Source organism: Ruegeria sp. HKCCA5929 (genome assembly GCF_013034525.1).
Classification (GTDB): Bacteria; Pseudomonadota; Alphaproteobacteria; order Rhodobacterales; family Rhodobacteraceae; genus Ruegeria.
Genome location: NZ_WQGE01000001.1, coordinates 937,377 through 952,473 on the forward strand (window position 1 = coordinate 937,377; position 15,097 = coordinate 952,473).

The 15,097-nt window shown below is 58.6% G+C and carries 14 protein-coding genes; 3 read left to right on the forward strand and 11 right to left on the reverse strand.

Going from position 1 to position 15,097, the window contains the following annotated elements; translation table 11 throughout:
• Positions 1-33 precede the first annotated feature (33 nt).
• The 4 genes from GOV90_RS04660 to GOV90_RS04675 all read right to left on the reverse strand — a co-directional run bounded on the left by GOV90_RS04660 (position 34) and on the right by GOV90_RS04675 (position 5,325).
• Positions 34-600: a sarcosine oxidase subunit gamma gene (locus GOV90_RS04660; RefSeq protein ID WP_171090819.1), complete on the reverse strand. Its 567-nt coding sequence runs from the start codon at positions 598-600 to the stop codon at positions 34-36.
• A complete protein-coding gene (locus GOV90_RS04665; protein WP_171090821.1) occupies positions 593-3,607 on the reverse strand; it encodes a sarcosine oxidase subunit alpha family protein in 3,015 nt (1,004 codons plus the stop codon). Before GOV90_RS04665 ends, GOV90_RS04660 begins: the two co-directional genes overlap by 8 nt.
• 64 nt (positions 3,608-3,671) lie before the next feature.
• The gene (locus GOV90_RS04670; RefSeq protein WP_171090823.1) at positions 3,672-4,004 is read right to left on the reverse strand and encodes a sarcosine oxidase subunit delta; all 333 of its coding nucleotides are present in this window, start codon (positions 4,002-4,004) and stop codon (positions 3,672-3,674) included.
• A 76-nt stretch (positions 4,005-4,080) separates the two neighbouring features.
• A complete protein-coding gene (locus GOV90_RS04675; protein ID WP_171090825.1) occupies positions 4,081-5,325 on the reverse strand; it encodes a sarcosine oxidase subunit beta family protein in 1,245 nt (414 codons plus the stop codon).
• A 176-nt stretch (positions 5,326-5,501) separates the two neighbouring features.
• Here GOV90_RS04675 and ccmI point away from each other — a divergent pair, with 176 nt between their 5' ends.
• From ccmI to GOV90_RS04690, 3 genes are read left to right on the forward strand one after another with little or no spacing between them, the layout of a single operon-like run.
• The gene (gene ccmI / locus GOV90_RS04680) at positions 5,502-6,722 is read left to right on the forward strand and encodes a c-type cytochrome biogenesis protein CcmI (RefSeq protein ID WP_171090827.1); all 1,221 of its coding nucleotides are present in this window, start codon (positions 5,502-5,504) and stop codon (positions 6,720-6,722) included.
• Positions 6,719-7,183 (forward strand): Holliday junction resolvase RuvX, encoded by a 465-nt coding sequence (gene ruvX, locus GOV90_RS04685; protein WP_171090829.1) that lies wholly within the window; start codon positions 6,719-6,721, stop codon positions 7,181-7,183. The genes ccmI and ruvX overlap by 4 nt, the downstream gene beginning before the upstream one ends.
• Positions 7,184-7,201: 18 nt before the next feature.
• Positions 7,202-7,435, forward strand: coding sequence for a DUF1289 domain-containing protein (locus tag GOV90_RS04690; protein WP_171090831.1), 234 nt, complete (start codon positions 7,202-7,204; stop codon positions 7,433-7,435).
• Between the two features lie 569 nt (positions 7,436-8,004).
• Here GOV90_RS04690 and GOV90_RS04695 read toward each other — a convergent pair.
• The 7 genes from GOV90_RS04695 to GOV90_RS04725 all read right to left on the reverse strand — a co-directional run.
• On the reverse strand, positions 8,005-8,733 hold the full coding sequence (locus GOV90_RS04695) for an STAS/SEC14 domain-containing protein (RefSeq protein WP_171090833.1): 729 nt from the start codon (positions 8,731-8,733) through the stop codon (positions 8,005-8,007).
• Positions 8,734-8,769: 36 nt separating this feature from the next.
• Positions 8,770-9,552: a hypothetical protein gene (locus tag GOV90_RS04700; RefSeq protein ID WP_171090835.1), complete on the reverse strand. Its 783-nt coding sequence runs from the start codon at positions 9,550-9,552 to the stop codon at positions 8,770-8,772.
• A complete protein-coding gene (locus tag GOV90_RS04705) occupies positions 9,549-10,373 on the reverse strand; it encodes a sulfite exporter TauE/SafE family protein (protein ID WP_171090837.1) in 825 nt (274 codons plus the stop codon). The genes GOV90_RS04700 and GOV90_RS04705 overlap by 4 nt, the downstream gene beginning before the upstream one ends.
• 15 nt (positions 10,374-10,388) lie before the next feature.
• Positions 10,389-11,384, reverse strand: a complete 996-nt coding sequence (gene dusA / locus GOV90_RS04710; RefSeq protein WP_256367912.1) for a tRNA dihydrouridine(20/20a) synthase DusA — start codon at positions 11,382-11,384, stop codon at positions 10,389-10,391.
• A 279-nt stretch (positions 11,385-11,663) separates the two neighbouring features.
• Positions 11,664-12,917 carry a Coenzyme F420 hydrogenase/dehydrogenase, beta subunit C-terminal domain gene (locus GOV90_RS04715; protein WP_171090839.1) on the reverse strand — a complete coding sequence of 418 codons (1,254 nt, stop codon included), beginning with the start codon at positions 12,915-12,917 and terminating at the stop codon, positions 11,664-11,666.
• Positions 12,914-13,678: a 3'(2'),5'-bisphosphate nucleotidase CysQ gene (gene cysQ, locus GOV90_RS04720; RefSeq protein ID WP_171090840.1), complete on the reverse strand. Its 765-nt coding sequence runs from the start codon at positions 13,676-13,678 to the stop codon at positions 12,914-12,916. Before cysQ ends, GOV90_RS04715 begins: the two co-directional genes overlap by 4 nt.
• 11 nt (positions 13,679-13,689) lie before the next feature.
• The coding region (locus GOV90_RS04725; RefSeq protein ID WP_171172817.1) for a bifunctional sulfate adenylyltransferase/adenylylsulfate kinase at positions 13,690-15,097 on the reverse strand (1,408 nt) is incomplete at its 5' end.

A 15,097-nucleotide genomic window follows, 5' to 3' on the forward strand; every position in this document is an offset into this window, starting at 1 on the left:
AGCCCCGGATGATCCGGGGCTTTTAACTTTCTATCAATAAACGCCAACCTCACTGCCCGGCTGCGCGGCAACCTTCAGCAATTTAAAGACGTAGTCCGCAGCGGAGCGGAAGCACACAACGCGGAAGGTCTGATCGTCGTCCATCCAGAATGCGCCAGCCACCTGCGCCAGACGCGAGCGACGGATTTGGCCGGGTTGGAAGGCTTCTGCCGACAGCTCAACCGGGGCCAGCTTGCCCAATACTTCACGCGCGCTGGCACCCGTGATGCTGAATACCGCACGCGCATCCGAGACGTTGACCGCCAGAGCATGCGTGCCGCTGAGCGCGTTGGTCATTGCGGCCAATTTGGCCTCGACCTCGGCGTAAGGCACCAGCACCAGCAATTCATCGGTAGACATCCAAGCCACGCCGGTGTCGCCCTTGACCAAAGCCTCGCGCTGACCCGGCACTTTCTGCCCGGTTGCGTCCTTGACGGCTTTGGCCAGCGCCTTGTCGGACAGATCACCGCGCAGGGTGATCATGCCTTGCAGGCCACATTCCGCGATCTTGGCGATCCCGTCATAACTGGCGTGGTTCAGTGCGCTGATGGGTTCAGACATTCTGCTTCTCCCCGTCCTTGTCGAAGAAGATCGGGTCCACGATCTTGGCTTTGTAGGTTTTACCGTCGGTGCCCGGGAACTCGACAATCTCACCCATGCGATCCGGGCCGTGCTTGATCAAGCCCATGGCGATGCCTTTGCCCAGATTGGCCGAATAATAGGTCGAGGTCACGCGCCCGATCATGTTGCGCTGACCGTTGGCGTTGACGCCTTCGCCCACCGCATAAGCACCGTCGGGAATGACAGAACCATCCACAGTCTCAAGACCGACCAGTTTCCAGCGCTCTGGATCGGTCATATGGCTGCGCGAATGGGCGCGTTTGCCCAAGTAGTCGTCTTTCTTTTTCGACAAGGCCCAGTGCAGCCCCAGATCCTGCGGGATCACGGTGCCGTCGGTCTCATCACCGATCATGATAAAGCCCTTCTCGGCCCGCAGGATGTGCAGACATTCGGTGCCGTACGGCATCACTCCGAATTCTTTACCCGCCTCCATCAAGGCATCCCAGAACGCCTGACCTTGGCTTGCAGGAACAGCGATCTCATAGGACAGCTCACCCGAGAACGAGATGCGATAGGCACGGCAATCGAAGTCACCGATCTTGCCATCGCGCCATTCCATGAATGGCAGCGCCTCTTTGCTGACATCCATGCCGCCCAGCTTCTCAAGCACCTTGCGCGCGTTCGGTCCGACCACGGCGACTTGCGCATATTGCTCGGTCACATTGGCGACGTAGACTTTCCAATCCCACCATTCGGTCTGCAGCCATTCTTCCATGTGACCATGGATGCGCTCGGCCCCGCCGGTGGTGGTGTGGCACAGCCAGGTGTCATCGTCGATCCGGGCGACAACGCCGTCGTCGATCAGGAAGCCGTTTTCCGAACACATCAGGCCATAGCGGCATTTACCGACCTTCAGCGTGGACATCATGTTGGTGTACATCATGTCCAGGAACTTGCCTGCATCAGGCCCTTTGACGATCAGTTTGCCCAGTGTAGATGCGTCCAGCAATCCGAGGTTTTCGCGGGTGTTCTTCACCTCGCGGTTCACTGCGTCATGCACGGATTCACCGGGACGAACATAGGCATATGTTCGGCGCCAGTGACCGACCGGCTCCCAATCGGCACCGTTCTTGTCATGCCAGTTGTGCATCGGAGTCTGACGGATCGGTTGGAACACTTCACCGCGCGCCTCGCCCCCGATCGCACCCATCGAAATGGGCGTATAGGGCGGACGGAAGGTGGTGGTGCCGACCTTGGGAATCTCTGACTCAAGTGCATCAGCAAGGATCGCCAAGCCGTTGATATTGCTAAGCTTACCCTGATCGGTCGCCATGCCCAGCGTGGTGTAACGCTTGGTGTGCTCGACGCTTTCATAGCCTTCGCGCGCCGCCAGCTGAACGTCCGAGACTTTGACGTCGTTCTGGAAGTCCAGCCAGGACTTGGCCCGCAGTTGGATTTCAGCATTGGCAGGCATCAGCCAAACAGCTTCCATCGGTGCCTCGGCGGTGGTTTCACCAACCGGGGCTTTGGTGCGTTTGGGCGTATGACCAACGGCCTTGCCCGCTGCTTTGCCTGCTGCGTCTGCGTCTTTCAGAACATCTGCCAGAGCCAACGGACCATTCGAGCTGCCAGCAGCAAGAACAAAGCCTTCACCATCAGCACCCAGCGGTGGGCGATCGGGATCGGGGCGGAAATGCGCGTGCGCCTCGTCCCAGATCAGTTTGCCGCCGCAGTGCGACCACATATGCACAACCGGAGACCAGCCGCCTGACATGGCGACCGCATCGGCTTCGACCTCCTCGCGCGCGCCGCCGACACCCTCTTGGTTACAGATGGCAACTTTCTTGACGCGCTTGCCGCCTTTGACCTTCGCGATGGCCTTGCCGGGATCAACGCGGATACCAAGGTCCCGCGCCTCTTGCGCCAGAGGGCCAGCAGATGCACGGGCGTCAACCACGCGCAGAACATCAACACCGGCCTGTTTCAACAAGATCGCGGTGCGATAGGCGTCGTCGTTGTTGGTGGCAACAATTACGCGCTCACCGGGTGTTACACCCCAGTTCACAACATAGTCGCGCATCGCAGATGCCAGCATCACGCCCGGCACATCGTTGCCCGCGAATGACAACGGACGCTCAATTGCGCCGGTGGCGGTGACAACCTGCTTTGCGCGGATACGCCACAACCGATGGCGCGGGCCTTGAATGCCCGGAGTGTGGTCTGTCAGACGCTCATATCCCAGTACATAACCGTGGTCATAGACGCCCGCGCCCATGCAGCGTGCACGCATGGTAACGTTGTCCATTGTTTCGAGTTCGGAAACTAATTGTTCCACGAACTTATCCACAGGCTCGCCATTCACCGTACCACCGTCAACCGGAGCGCGACCACCCCAATGCGCCGTCTGCTCGATCAGCAGAACCTTTGCACCGGATTGCGCAGCCGTTTTGGCGGCCTGCAGCCCGGCGACACCACCGCCGATCACCAAAACATCGGTGAAGGCGTAGAAGTGTTCATAGGTGTCCGCATCGCGGCTGTCTTTGTCAGGCGCTTTGCCCAGACCGGCAGACTGGCGGATGAAGGGCTCGTAGACGTGTTTCCAGAACGGTTTCGGATGGATGAACGTCTTGTAATAGAAACCGGCGGGCAGGAACCGCGCCAACGCCGTGTTCACTGCACCGATGTCGAACTCGAGGTTCGGCCAGTGGTTCTGAGAGATCGCGTTCAGACCGTTGAACAACTCGGTTGTTGTCGCGCGCTGGTTCGGCTCGAAGCGATTGCCCTGCCCCAAACCAACCAAAGCGTTCGGTTCTTCCGCACCGCTGGCAACGACGCCACGCGGCCGGTGGTACTTGAAGGAACGGCCCATCATCATCTGATCGTTGGCCAGCAGCGCCGAGGCGAGCGTATCGCCTTCATAGCCCTGCATCGCAGTGCCGTTGAACGTAAATGTGACCTTTTTCGACCGGTCAATCAGCCGGCCCTGTTTTGCGAGACGGGTGCTCATGGTGCGGACCTTTCGCAGGTGGAGGCGTCAGAGCCTCCGGCGGGAGTATTTTTGAAAACGTGAATCATACGGAGAACTCTCTCCATGACCATCCGGGGCGCTTGGCGGTGATGGCGTCCTTGATCTCTTGCGGTGGCTCGGTGGTCTGGGCCGGATAGGTGCCGAAGACTTCGAGCGTTTGTGTGCAGCGCGCGGCGTGGAACCACTTGCCGCAGCCGTTGGCGTGGCGCCAGCGTTCAAAGTGAACACCTTTGGGGTTTTCACGCATAAACAGGTAGTCGTGGAATTCATCATCCGACGAACCGGGGCCATAGCGCTTCAGATGCGCTTCGCCACCGGCTGTGAGTTCGGTTTCTTCGGCATCGACGCCGCAGTATGGGCAGTTCAGGATCAGCATGTTGTCATCCTTTTGGCGGTTGGCCGGCGCGGAAGCCGACCTGAATTCTGTTGTTTGGCAACCCTGGGCAGACGCTTTAGTGCGCCACCCCAGCAGCGACGCTTTCGTCGATGAAGCGGCCCTCTTTGAAGCGATCGAGAGTAAAGGCTTCGGTTAGCGGCGAATGGCCGGTGGCCATCAGCTGTGCCATGCCCCAGCCGGACCCCGGGATCGCCTTGAAGCCGCCAGTCCCCCAACCACAGTTGATGAAACAGCCACCCAGCGGTGTCTTGGACAAAATCGGGGACCGGTCGCCGGTCATATCCACGATCCCACCCCATTGACGCAGCATTTTCAGGCGCGAGATCATGGGGAAGGTCTCGACCAAAGCGCGGACGGTTTCCTCGATGTGATGGAACGAGCCGCGCTGGGTGTAGTTGTTGAACCCGTCGGTGCCGCCACCGATCACCATCTCACCCTTGTCGGACTGAGACATATAGCCGTGCACGGTGTTCGCCATCACGACCACATCCATGCAGGGTTTGATCGGTTCCGACACCAGTGCCTGCAATGCAATCGCTTCTAGCGGCAAACGGAAACCCGCCATTTCGGCCAGCTGCCCGGAATGGCCGGCAACGACGATGCCCAGCTTGTCACAATCGATGGCGCCTTTGGTGGTGTCGACGCCAACCACTCGGCCGTTGTCCGAGCGCACGCCGGTGACTTCACACTGTTGGATGATGTCCATCCCCATGGCCGAACAGGCACGGGCATAGCCCCAGGCCACGGCATCGTGGCGCGCGGTGCCGCCGCGTTCCTGCCACAACGCGCCCAGAACCGGATAGCGCGGACCGTCCAGATTGATGATCGGCACCAGTTCCTTGACGCGCTCGGGCGTAATCCATTCAGTTTTCACGCCCTGCAAAGCGTTGGCATGGGCCGTGCGTTGATAGCCGCGAATCTCGTGCTGTGTCTGCGCCAGCATCATCACGCCACGCGGGCTGAACATGATATTGTAGTTCAGGTCCTGGCTAAGATCCTCGTAGAGGCCCCGCGCCTTTTCATAAAGGGCTGCCGAAGGGTCCTGCAGATAGTTGGACCGGATGATCGTGGTGTTACGGCCGGTGTTGCCACCACCCAGCCAGCCTTTTTCGATCACCGCGACATTCTGAATGCCGTAGTTCTTGCCAAGGTAATACGCAGTCGCCAGACCGTGCCCGCCTGCGCCAATGATGATGACGTCATATTTCTTCTTGGGTTCGGGTGAACGCCAGGCGCGTTCCCATCCGGTGTGATAGCGCAGCGCTTCCCGCGCCACAGCAAAGGCTGAATAATGTTTCATGTGCGAATCCATCCGGTTCGGTGATTGGGCGCAGATATGCCGTGTACGCGCAGTTTACCCCTGCCGTGCAACGCCGCAATATCGCACTATTGCGACATGTCGTTCATTCGCGGCCATTTGTCCCTTTTGTCGGGCGGCGCGTAGGTCTAAGTCAGGACAGCATCTTCGGAGGGACCATGACGTTCTGGGTTCTGATTTTCATTGTCGCGCTTCTGATTGCGGCTTTCCTTTGCTTTACCCTGCTGCGAAACCGCCGCGCGGAAAAGCCTGCAGCCGCATATGACCTTGAGGTATACCGCGAACAATTGGCGGGGGTTGATAAAGACCTTGCGCGCGGCGTGATTGGCGAGGCAGACGCCGAACGGGTTCGCACCGAAATCTCTCGTCGCATTCTGGCTGCGGACGAGAATTTGAAAAAGGGCGGTGCCGCGTCTGGCCCGTCGCGGGCTGTGTCCATCGTCTCGGTGGTGGTGATCGCGCTGATCCTGATCGGTGGAGCGATGGCGCTGTATGATCGCACCGGTGCCGTCGGTTTGCCGGACATGCCACTGACGGCTCGGTTGGAGCTTGCCGAAGATGTCCGGGCCAACCGACCACCCCAAAACGCCGCCGAGCAACTGGCGACTCCGCCCCAGCCTGCACAGCTGGACGAAAGCTATGCGGCGCTGCTGAAACAACTGCGAGATACAGTCGCCAACCGTCCAAATGATCTGCAGGGCCAGATGCTGTTGGCACAACACGAAACAAATGCAGGTAATTTCAAGGCGGGATATACCGCACAGCAAAAGGTAATCGAACTGTCCGGTGATGCGGCAACTGCGGACGCTTATGCCGATCTTGCCGAAATGATGATCCTTGCGGCTGGCGGCTATGTCTCGCCCGAAGCGGAACAAGCCCTGACCGAGGCATTGAACCGAGATCCAAGCCACGGGCCCGCCCGGTATTATTGGGGGCAAATGCTGGCGCAGGTCGGACGGCCCGATCTGGCCTATCGCATGTGGGTGCAAACCTTGCAGGAAGCCCCAAGCGGCGCGCCCTGGGCCGGGGCCATTCGGGCGCAACTGGATGAACTTGCTTTCCGTGCAGGAGTCTTCAATGCACCGGACCTGAGTGCAGCGTCAGGTCCAAGCCAGGACGACGTGAATGCCGCCGCCGAATTGACCCCTGAAGAACGGCAAGAGATGATTCAGGGAATGGTGAACCAACTGTCTGACCGACTGGCAACCGAAGGCGGCGCGCCCGAAGAGTGGGCTCGCCTGATCGCAGCCTTGGGCGTTCTGGGTCAGGGCCAGCGGGCCATCGACATTCACAAAGAGGCCATGCAAGTATTTGCCGGGAATTCCGAAGCGCTTGAAATCCTTGACGCAGCCGCGTTGCAGGCCGGGATTGCCCAATGATCCATGACGTCTTTGAAGAGTTCGCTGCGGCGTTGTCGCCGATGACCGCATTGATGGGTCTTGATCTTGGCGAAAAGACAATCGGTGTTGCCGTCTCTGACCGGATGCGCGGCGTGGCCAGTCCGTTGGAAACTGTTAGGCGCAAGAAATTCACCTTGGATTCCGCTCGTCTGATTGAGATTGTGACCGACCGGGAGATCGGCGGCATACTGTTGGGATTGCCGAAAAACATGGATGGGTCCGAAGGCCCACGTTGCCAGTCAACGCGGGCTTTTGCGCGAAACTTGTCGCGTTTGACTGATCTGCCAATCGGTTTCTGGGACGAACGACTGAGCACGGTTGCGGCAGAAAAAGCACTGCTTGAGGCGGATACGACACGAAAACGTCGCGGACAGGTTATTGATCACGTTGCTGCCGGTTATATCTTGCAAGGGGCGCTGGACAGGCTGCGCTTTTTGTAACGATGTCGGAGACCGTCAATGACGAATATGGTGTGGAAACGGAATGAGGTCGAAAGCCCTTGCGTCCAAATCTGCGTTGTTCATCCGACCGAACGCATCTGCACGGGTTGCTATCGCACGATTGACGAAATCACGCGCTGGTCCAAAATGGACAGCTCCGAACGTGCCGACATCATGGACGATCTGCCCTCGCGCAAACCACGGCTTGCCAAACGGCGCGGCGGGCGAGCAGCCCGATTGAACGGCTCCTGAGCTATCAGCCCACTTTTTTTCGCGCTTTGGATTGAGCGTGCCCGCCCCTGACCGGAATCGGTTTGCGCAATTCCTTGCGGAACAAAACAGTCATCTCTGATCGCGTCGCCTTGTCGTGCCGAACAGCTTCGCGTTTTTGTGTCACGCGCCAATTGTCCGACGTGCTGCGGTTAAGAAATCTTCCTATCAGACCTTTAAGTGCCATTTCAGAATTCCCGCTTAAAAAACAATGTCGCTGCGGGTCGAGTTCGAGCTCCGAGGGTTCAAGCTCTTGAACGTGACTGTTCTACGTGAGTGGTGACCCGCAGCGACAAAGCGTGGCTAAAGGTGTTTCCCGTAAAAATTAGGGGGAAAACACGTGGGTTTTGATCTTTTTTGACGCCCTGATCAATAAAAACCCAATATGACGCAAAATTCCCTAACGTCATAATTTGGCTCAGCCGACGTGGCAAAAGGCGAATAATCCGCGCGATCCCGGAAAAACCGCCTGTGGATTGCGAATCGTAACGGAGTTTGCGGGCAAAAAAGCGGTCAAAAGTTGACCGCTATCTTTTGAATCCCGCCAGAAACTAACCTGTCGCCAGCCAGTTCTTCGCGTTGTCGAACTCTTCAGACGAGAAGAACTGAGTGCGTGTGCCCAGAACATGACTGGCAACCTTCTGGGCCATATGCTGCCAGCTTTTGTCCCCTACAATGGCCGCCCGGTCCAACAGACCGATATGGCGGCTGGCCAACCGAAAATGCGCAGCCAGGGCAGACAACCCCTGCCAGCCGTCAAATTCCCGCAGGTCAATCAACAGGCGAAAACCGGCGCGATCCTGAAGCAATACGTCCAGATCACGCTCTGCCTGCTTGTACTCCTCGGGGTCCAGCTTGCCCAACAGACTGATCTGCACACAAGGTCCGCCCAGATCTGTCAGGTGTATTGATCCCAGCGACTCGCGCATCCAACGGCGGGCTGCTTCCAGATCGGCCAGGTCAAATAATTGCACAGGGCACGGCAAGATCGGGGCTGCCAGTCGAATACTGGTCTGCACCCATCCCTGATCGGCAACTACGGCGATCCGGTCAAAGCCACGCCAATGACTTAGACCCAGCTTCGTGTCAGACCATGCCGCACCCAGATCATATCCTTTGAACTCGGGCTGCACGATGGCCAGCAAACGCACCGAGTCATGCTCGGCCATCGCGGCTTCAATCGCGGGGACCAGAGTGTTGGTGTAGTCGGCACTTGTAACCTGCCCCGACAACTCGACCTCAATCAGTGCGCCATCTGAATTCGTATGGACCGTAATCATCCGTCAATGCCTCCAAAGCCAAATAACGACAGGAGGTTAGGCAGATTCGATCCATTCGGCTACACCCCCGGCACATTCGGGGCGGAAATAGGCAATCATCCGTCCATCTGGCCCTGCCGTCGCGGCGTCGGCCCAAGGTGCAACACCGTGCAAACAGTGGCGATGCAACAGATAGGCTTCGCCGGGTTTGGCGGGCAATTCAATCCGTGGACAAGTCTCGAACACCTCGCGACGCGCGGCCTGGTAAATGTCGGTTACATCAACTTCGTGCAGCGCCTCGTTTGACGTGCCATTCAGCGCATCCCTGAACGCAGCGCCCAGAATGTGGTGGCTGCCTTCCCACAACACCATAGGCGATGCATCCGGGCTGACCTCTGTCAGGGGAATGCCCAATATCCACGCATGAGGCTCATCCACGCGTCGGCGACGATCTGGTCCCATCGGACGCAAACCATCCACATGGGCCGCATCCCGGTTCCGGCGATACCGGGTCGCGGCCTCATTTTCACCACGACGCGGGCGCGGGTAACCCGGATAAATAACCGACACCTGCCCTTTATGCAGGGGTAAATCACCATAATGTTTGCGAATAAACGACACGGCTTGCCCAGATAAAGGCGCAGACTGACCAACCCTACCCTGCGTGTCGTTGGGCAGTGCATCTACGCCGATGAACCATGTCCCTTCACAGTCTAACCATTCCGCATGAGCCGGGTCTGAAGTCGAGGCGCGGGCTGCGGGCAACGCATGGCTGACCCACTCGGCCAGCGATGGGTCACAGGCAAACTTTACCCAGCCCTTGGCCCAAAAATCACTCATAGGCCAATTGCCTTCCGAAGCATGTTCAGCGCCACCAGCGTCAGAAACACGGCGAAGACCCGCTTTAGGGGTTTCGGATCCATCGCGTGCGCCAGTTTCACACCCAAGGGTGCGGTCATCATCGTCATCGCAACAACAACGGCAAAGGCCACAAGATTGACCGCCCCGATGGTCAACGGAGGGCGGTGTTCGGGCGCAATTTCGAGAAACAGAAAGCCAATAACCGACGGCACTGCGATGATCACACCAAAGCCTGCCGCTGTTGCGACCGCACGGTGGATCGGGGTGTTATAAAGGCTCATCAGCGGAACGCCAAAACTGCCACCCCCGATTCCCATCAGAACCGAAAGAAAGCCCACCATGGGCGACAGAACTGCCCTTTTGATCCCCCCCGGCATGACATCGCCCAGCCGCCATTCAGCACGGCCCAGCCCAAGATACGCGCCGATCACCATACCCAGAACGCCAAACAAAGCCTGCAGGGCCTCGGTCCGCAGGGCAGATGCGACCAGAACACCGATGACCGCACCGATGACGATACCCGGGCCCCAGCCACGCAATATATCCCAATCCACTGCACCCTTTTTGTTATGCGCCATTACTGAACGAACCGATGTCACAATGATCGTGGCAAGCGACGTCGCCAAACACAGCTGCATCAGTTGCGGGCCGCCATAGCCAAGGGTTTGGAACGCGTAGAAGAACGCGGGGACAAGGACGATACCTCCGCCGACCCCCAGCAACCCGGCCAGAACGCCTGCAAGCGCCCCGATCACAAGCAAAAGGCCCAACATCTGGGCCAGCAACATCGTTTCGGGCATTGTTCCCCCTTCTTGTTACGCCTCTGCCATCGGCGCAACGTGGTTCAGCGCCTGCAACATCACTTCTGGCCCGGCCCCTTTGTGAACGGCCCCTTCGGACAAGGCGCGCCGCCACGCGCGGGCGCCGGGGCGACCGGCAAAAAGACCCAGCATATGACGCGTGATCTGGTGCAAGCGTCCACCTTTGGCAAGGTGCTGATCGACATAGGGCACCATTTGTTGAACGATCGCAATCGGATCCCGCGCGCCTCCAACGCCAAAGATACGCGGGTCGGCCTCAGACAGGATGTCTCCTGGTTGGTGATAGGCGGCACGTCCGATCATCACCCCGTCCAGACCTGCATCCAAATGAACCTTCGCCTCGTCCAACGATGATATGCCACCGTTGATTGAGATATGAAGGTCGGGAAACGCCGCCTTCATCCGATGCACCAGATCATAGTCCAAAGGCGGAATGTCCCGGTTTTCTTTGGGGCTGAGCCCTTGCAACCAGGCCTTACGCGCGTGAATAGTCACTCTTTGGCACCCCGCACTGCGGATCTGGTCCAAAAACGCAGGCAAAACCTCCTCGGGGTTTTGGTCGTCCACACCGATGCGGCATTTGACGGTCACGTCTACATCCACCGCCGCGCGCATAGCGGATACGCAATCGGCAACACGACCGGGATCCTTCATCAGAACCGCGCCAAAGGTGCCCGATTGCACCCGGTCCGACGGGCAACCGCAATTGAGGTTGATCTCATCATACCCAGCCTCGGCCCCCAGCCGCGCCGCTTGCGCCAGCTCTTCCGGGTCTGACCCGCCCAATTGCAAAGCCACGGGATGTTCGTCTTCGGAATACTCTAGCAGATGCATCGCCCCACCCCGCACAAGTGCCGGGGCCGTCACCATCTCGGTATACAGCAAAGTCTCGGCGCTGAGCAGACGATGAAAAAACCGACAATGTCGATCGGTCCAGTCCATCATAGGTGCCACGCTTAAACGCGCTGCTTTTTGTGCGTTATTTTTCAAAGCGCTAGCTCCACACAGCTTTGAACTTCTTTGTGTACAAGCTCCTTGGTTTTTGCTGTGTTTCCGCAAACTGTCCAAGGATCTCGATTCGAGTGTCCTTGGGGTGTAGCACATCCAGAAGGCGCGAACAGCAGACGGATAGCTGCTGAGTCGCGGCCCTTTTGATTGGCCTTGCTTTTGAGACGTATCTGGAACCGCCACCAAACTGCTATGGTGTTTCGGGTTCGATCAAGTCAATCCGTAAGCCTTTGCCCACAGGAACTGTGTGGGCAAAGCTCTTTATTCGGTGCCACTTAATCTTCGGGCGCGTTCAAATGCCCCTTGTTCTTGTTTTGAATTTTCTGCAGCAGAGTTTTGATCGGAAAGCTCTTCAAGTCTCAAACCGTACGTCGCCGGAACAAGTTGACCCGCGCGTTTCATGCCTTTGAACCGGGCATACATGGATCGCTTTTTGGTGACCTGATGAGGTTGGGTTTTGTTCATGTAGTCTATGTCGACCTCTCCCCCAGCGGTCAGAAACCCATCAGCAATTGCAGCCTGCAACAGCGCTTCACCCCGAACGCTTCGAGTGATGATGGAATTGGTACCGGGATCGGTTTTTGAAACTTCGCGATCCGGTGTGGCAACGGGCCATGTATCGGCGGCGGCAATGTCTGCGGCCTCACCAATACCATCCGGGCAAACCTTGCACCTAAATGGCAGTGACCAACAACTTTCATCCTCACCCCAGAAATCGAGATAGTGGAAATCGCGCGTGTCGCCATCTGCGGTCTTGATCGTCGTCGGCCCAGGACACCCGCGCCCGCGATAGCGCAGCCCGGTCACCTGCTCACGCTCAATCCCGTTGTCGGCTAGAAACCGACCCATCGCCTGATCCGGCATGAAACCACCACAGACCATCGCCATCATGTATTTGATCAGCCGGTTCACACGCGCGTCCTCGTGCGCGAGATTGCGGATCGCGTTCAGATCACAGGGCTTTGCCACAACAGCAAAAGGCTCTTCACAGTCCAATGCAGCCCCTAACCCGATCAGCGGCGCTGTTGGGCCATACCGAGACCCTGCCCCGCCCAGCACCTCTTCCACGGTTGTGGAAATCGTCGCCATACCAAAGGTCGGCTCGTCTTCCGAGGCTTTGACATGCAGGATGAACGAAACCCGACCCGAGTGCAGGAGGTATTGCGCCAGCGCGGTTAACACACCGGCTGTTGAGCCTTCATACCTGGTGTTGGCCTCGGACGCCCAAGCAAGCGACAGGCTGTGATATGGTCCCCAGACCAGATCATGGTGCGGTGCTGCCTTTGCGTCTTCGGGTGGAATAGCCTCACAGCGCGTTCCGGGGCAAATGTCGTACACAAGGTCGACATCCGCGTTGGACAGCTCCCCTTGGATCTTGGGGCGCAGTTCACCATCCCGCGCCTTCTCCATTTGCAGTTTTTCTGACCCGAGCACGGATTGGCACAGACCGCAGCCGATGCACAAACCGTCCTTCAGGATCTTGTCGAAACGTGTGTTCGGGTCGGTGTTTGTCATTCAAGCCCACCCCAAGCCACGAACGGGCCATTGCGGTAGTCCGTTTTGCCGAATGTGAAATCGGTTTTGTCCGGGTTGGTGACACGTCCGCCTGCGGCGGCCAGAACCGCGTGACCAGCGCCCGTATCCCATTCCATCGTCGGCGCGAAGCGGGGATAGACGTCCGCTTCACCCGCTGCCACCAGACAGAACTTGAGCGACGATCCGATCGAGGTAGTCTGGTCGATCCCATGATCGCTCAGCCAGGCGTCGGTATCGGCATCCCGGTGCGAGGCGCTGGCCACTGCAACGGCTCCGCTTTCCGGCACGTTACGCACACTGATTTTACGCGTCACTCCGCCACTGGTTTCCTCGGCCTCGTGTCCGACGATACCAACAAACATACGATCCAGCGCCGGAGCATACACAACGCCAAACACCGGACGGCCCTTTTCGATCAGCGCAATATTCACCGTGAAGCTGCCCTTGCCATCGCGTTTGAGGAACTCTTTGGTGCCGTCAAGCGGATCGACCAGGAAAAACGTCTCGGGGGCGGTCAGCGCATGGCTGGCCGCGTTTTCTTCCGAGATCACGGTGATGTCCGGGGCGGCGGCGTGAAGCGCTGGGAGTATGATCGCCTCTGCCGCCGCGTCCGCCTCGGTGACCGGAGAGCCATCGCCCTTGTATTCAGCCTCGGCGGGTTTCTGATAGACCTCCATGATCTTCGTCCCCGCTTCGCGGGCAACTGGAACCAAAGCGGCCTTCAATACATCCAGATCCATCGCCTGTCCTCTCACCAGCTGCCCGAGATCAGGCCCATCTGTTCCAGCTTCAGGATCACCTGATGGGCGCAGTTGTCCACATCTGTGCCCTGAGTCTCGATGCGCAATTCCGGGTTCTCCGGCACGTCATAAGGATCTGAGATTCCGGTGAATTCCTTGATCTTGCCCTCGCGCGCCAGCTTGTACAGACCCTTGCGGTCACGGCGTTCGCATTCCTCGATGCTGGTGGCCACATGGATCTCGACAAACGCACCAAAAGCTTCGATGTCCTCACGCACGGCCCGGCGGGTGGTGGCATAAGGGGCGATTGGTGCACAGATGGCGATGCCACCGTTCTTGGTGATCTCGGACGCCACATAGCCGATGCGGCGGATGTTCAGGTCGCGGTGCTCTTTCGAGAAACCCAGTTCCGAGCTGAGGTTCTTGCGGACCAGATCCCCATCCAGCAGGGTCACCGGGCGGCCGCCCATCTCCATCAGCTTGACCATCAGCGCGTTGGCGATGGTTGATTTGCCCGAGCCTGAAAAACCGGTGAAGAACACGGTAAAGCCCTGCTCGGCTCGCGGCGGTTTGGTTTTGCGCAGTTCCGCAACCACTTCGGGGAAGCTGAACCATTCAGGAATCTCCAGACCTTCGGCCAGACGGCGGCGCAGTTCGGTGCCGCTGATGTTCAGGATCGTCACCTTGTCCTTGTCTTTGATTTCGTCATTTGGCTCGTATTGCGCGCGTTCCTGCACGTAAACCATGTGCTTGAAATCGACCATTTCACAGCCGATCTCGCTCTGATGCGTGCGATACATATTTTGCGCGTCGTACGGCCCGTAAAAGTCCTCGCCTTGGCTGTTCTTCCCCGGACCGGCATGGTCGCGCCCGACGATGAAGTGCGTGCAGCCGTGGTTGGCGCGGATCAACCCGTGCCAGACCGCCTCGCGCGGGCCCGCCATGCGCATCGCCAGGTTCAACAGCGACATTGAGGTGGTGGATGCCGGGTATTTGTCCAGAACGGCCTCATAACACCGCACGCGGGTGAAGTGATCCACGTCTCCGGGCTTGGTCATGCCGACCACAGGGTGGATCAGCAGGTTGGCCTGTGCTTCCTTCGCGGCGCGGAAGGTCAGTTCCTGATGCGCACGGTGCAGCGGGTTGCGGGTCTGGAAGGCGACGACCTTTTGCCAGCCAACTTTACGAAAATAAGCGCGCAGCTCGTTTGGCGTGTCGCGACGTGCTTTAAAGTCGTAATGCACCGGAGGCTGGATGCCTGTCACCGGACCGCCGAGATAGACCTTGCCAGCCACGTTGTGCAAGTAGTTGACTGCGGGGTGCGCGTCGTCGTCCGCGCCGAACACCTTCTCGGCCTCACGCGCCTTGTCCGGCGTCCAGCGGTCGGTCACGGTCATGGTGGCAAGGATCACGCCTTCC

Bases quoted from the DNA above. Each gene is read 5' to 3' on its own strand.
- GOV90_RS04660 (WP_171090819.1), bottom strand. From the start codon at position 600: ATGTCTGAACCCATCAGCGCACTGAACCACGCCAGTTATGACGGGATC.
- GOV90_RS04665 (WP_171090821.1), bottom strand. From the start codon at position 3,607: ATGAGCACCCGTCTCGCAAAACAGGGCCGGCTGATTGACCGGTCGAAA.
- GOV90_RS04670 (WP_171090823.1), bottom strand. From the start codon at position 4,004: ATGCTGATCCTGAACTGCCCATACTGCGGCGTCGATGCCGAAGAAACC.
- GOV90_RS04675 (WP_171090825.1), bottom strand. From the start codon at position 5,325: ATGAAACATTATTCAGCCTTTGCTGTGGCGCGGGAAGCGCTGCGCTAT.
- ccmI (WP_171090827.1), top strand. From the start codon at position 5,502: ATGACGTTCTGGGTTCTGATTTTCATTGTCGCGCTTCTGATTGCGGCT.
- ruvX (WP_171090829.1), top strand. From the start codon at position 6,719: ATGATCCATGACGTCTTTGAAGAGTTCGCTGCGGCGTTGTCGCCGATG.
- GOV90_RS04690 (WP_171090831.1), top strand. From the start codon at position 7,202: ATGACGAATATGGTGTGGAAACGGAATGAGGTCGAAAGCCCTTGCGTC.
- GOV90_RS04695 (WP_171090833.1), bottom strand. From the start codon at position 8,733: ATGATTACGGTCCATACGAATTCAGATGGCGCACTGATTGAGGTCGAG.
- GOV90_RS04700 (WP_171090835.1), bottom strand. From the start codon at position 9,552: ATGAGTGATTTTTGGGCCAAGGGCTGGGTAAAGTTTGCCTGTGACCCA.
- GOV90_RS04705 (WP_171090837.1), bottom strand. From the start codon at position 10,373: ATGCCCGAAACGATGTTGCTGGCCCAGATGTTGGGCCTTTTGCTTGTG.
- GOV90_RS04715 (WP_171090839.1), bottom strand. From the start codon at position 12,917: ATGACAAACACCGACCCGAACACACGTTTCGACAAGATCCTGAAGGAC.
- cysQ (WP_171090840.1), bottom strand. From the start codon at position 13,678: ATGGATCTGGATGTATTGAAGGCCGCTTTGGTTCCAGTTGCCCGCGAA.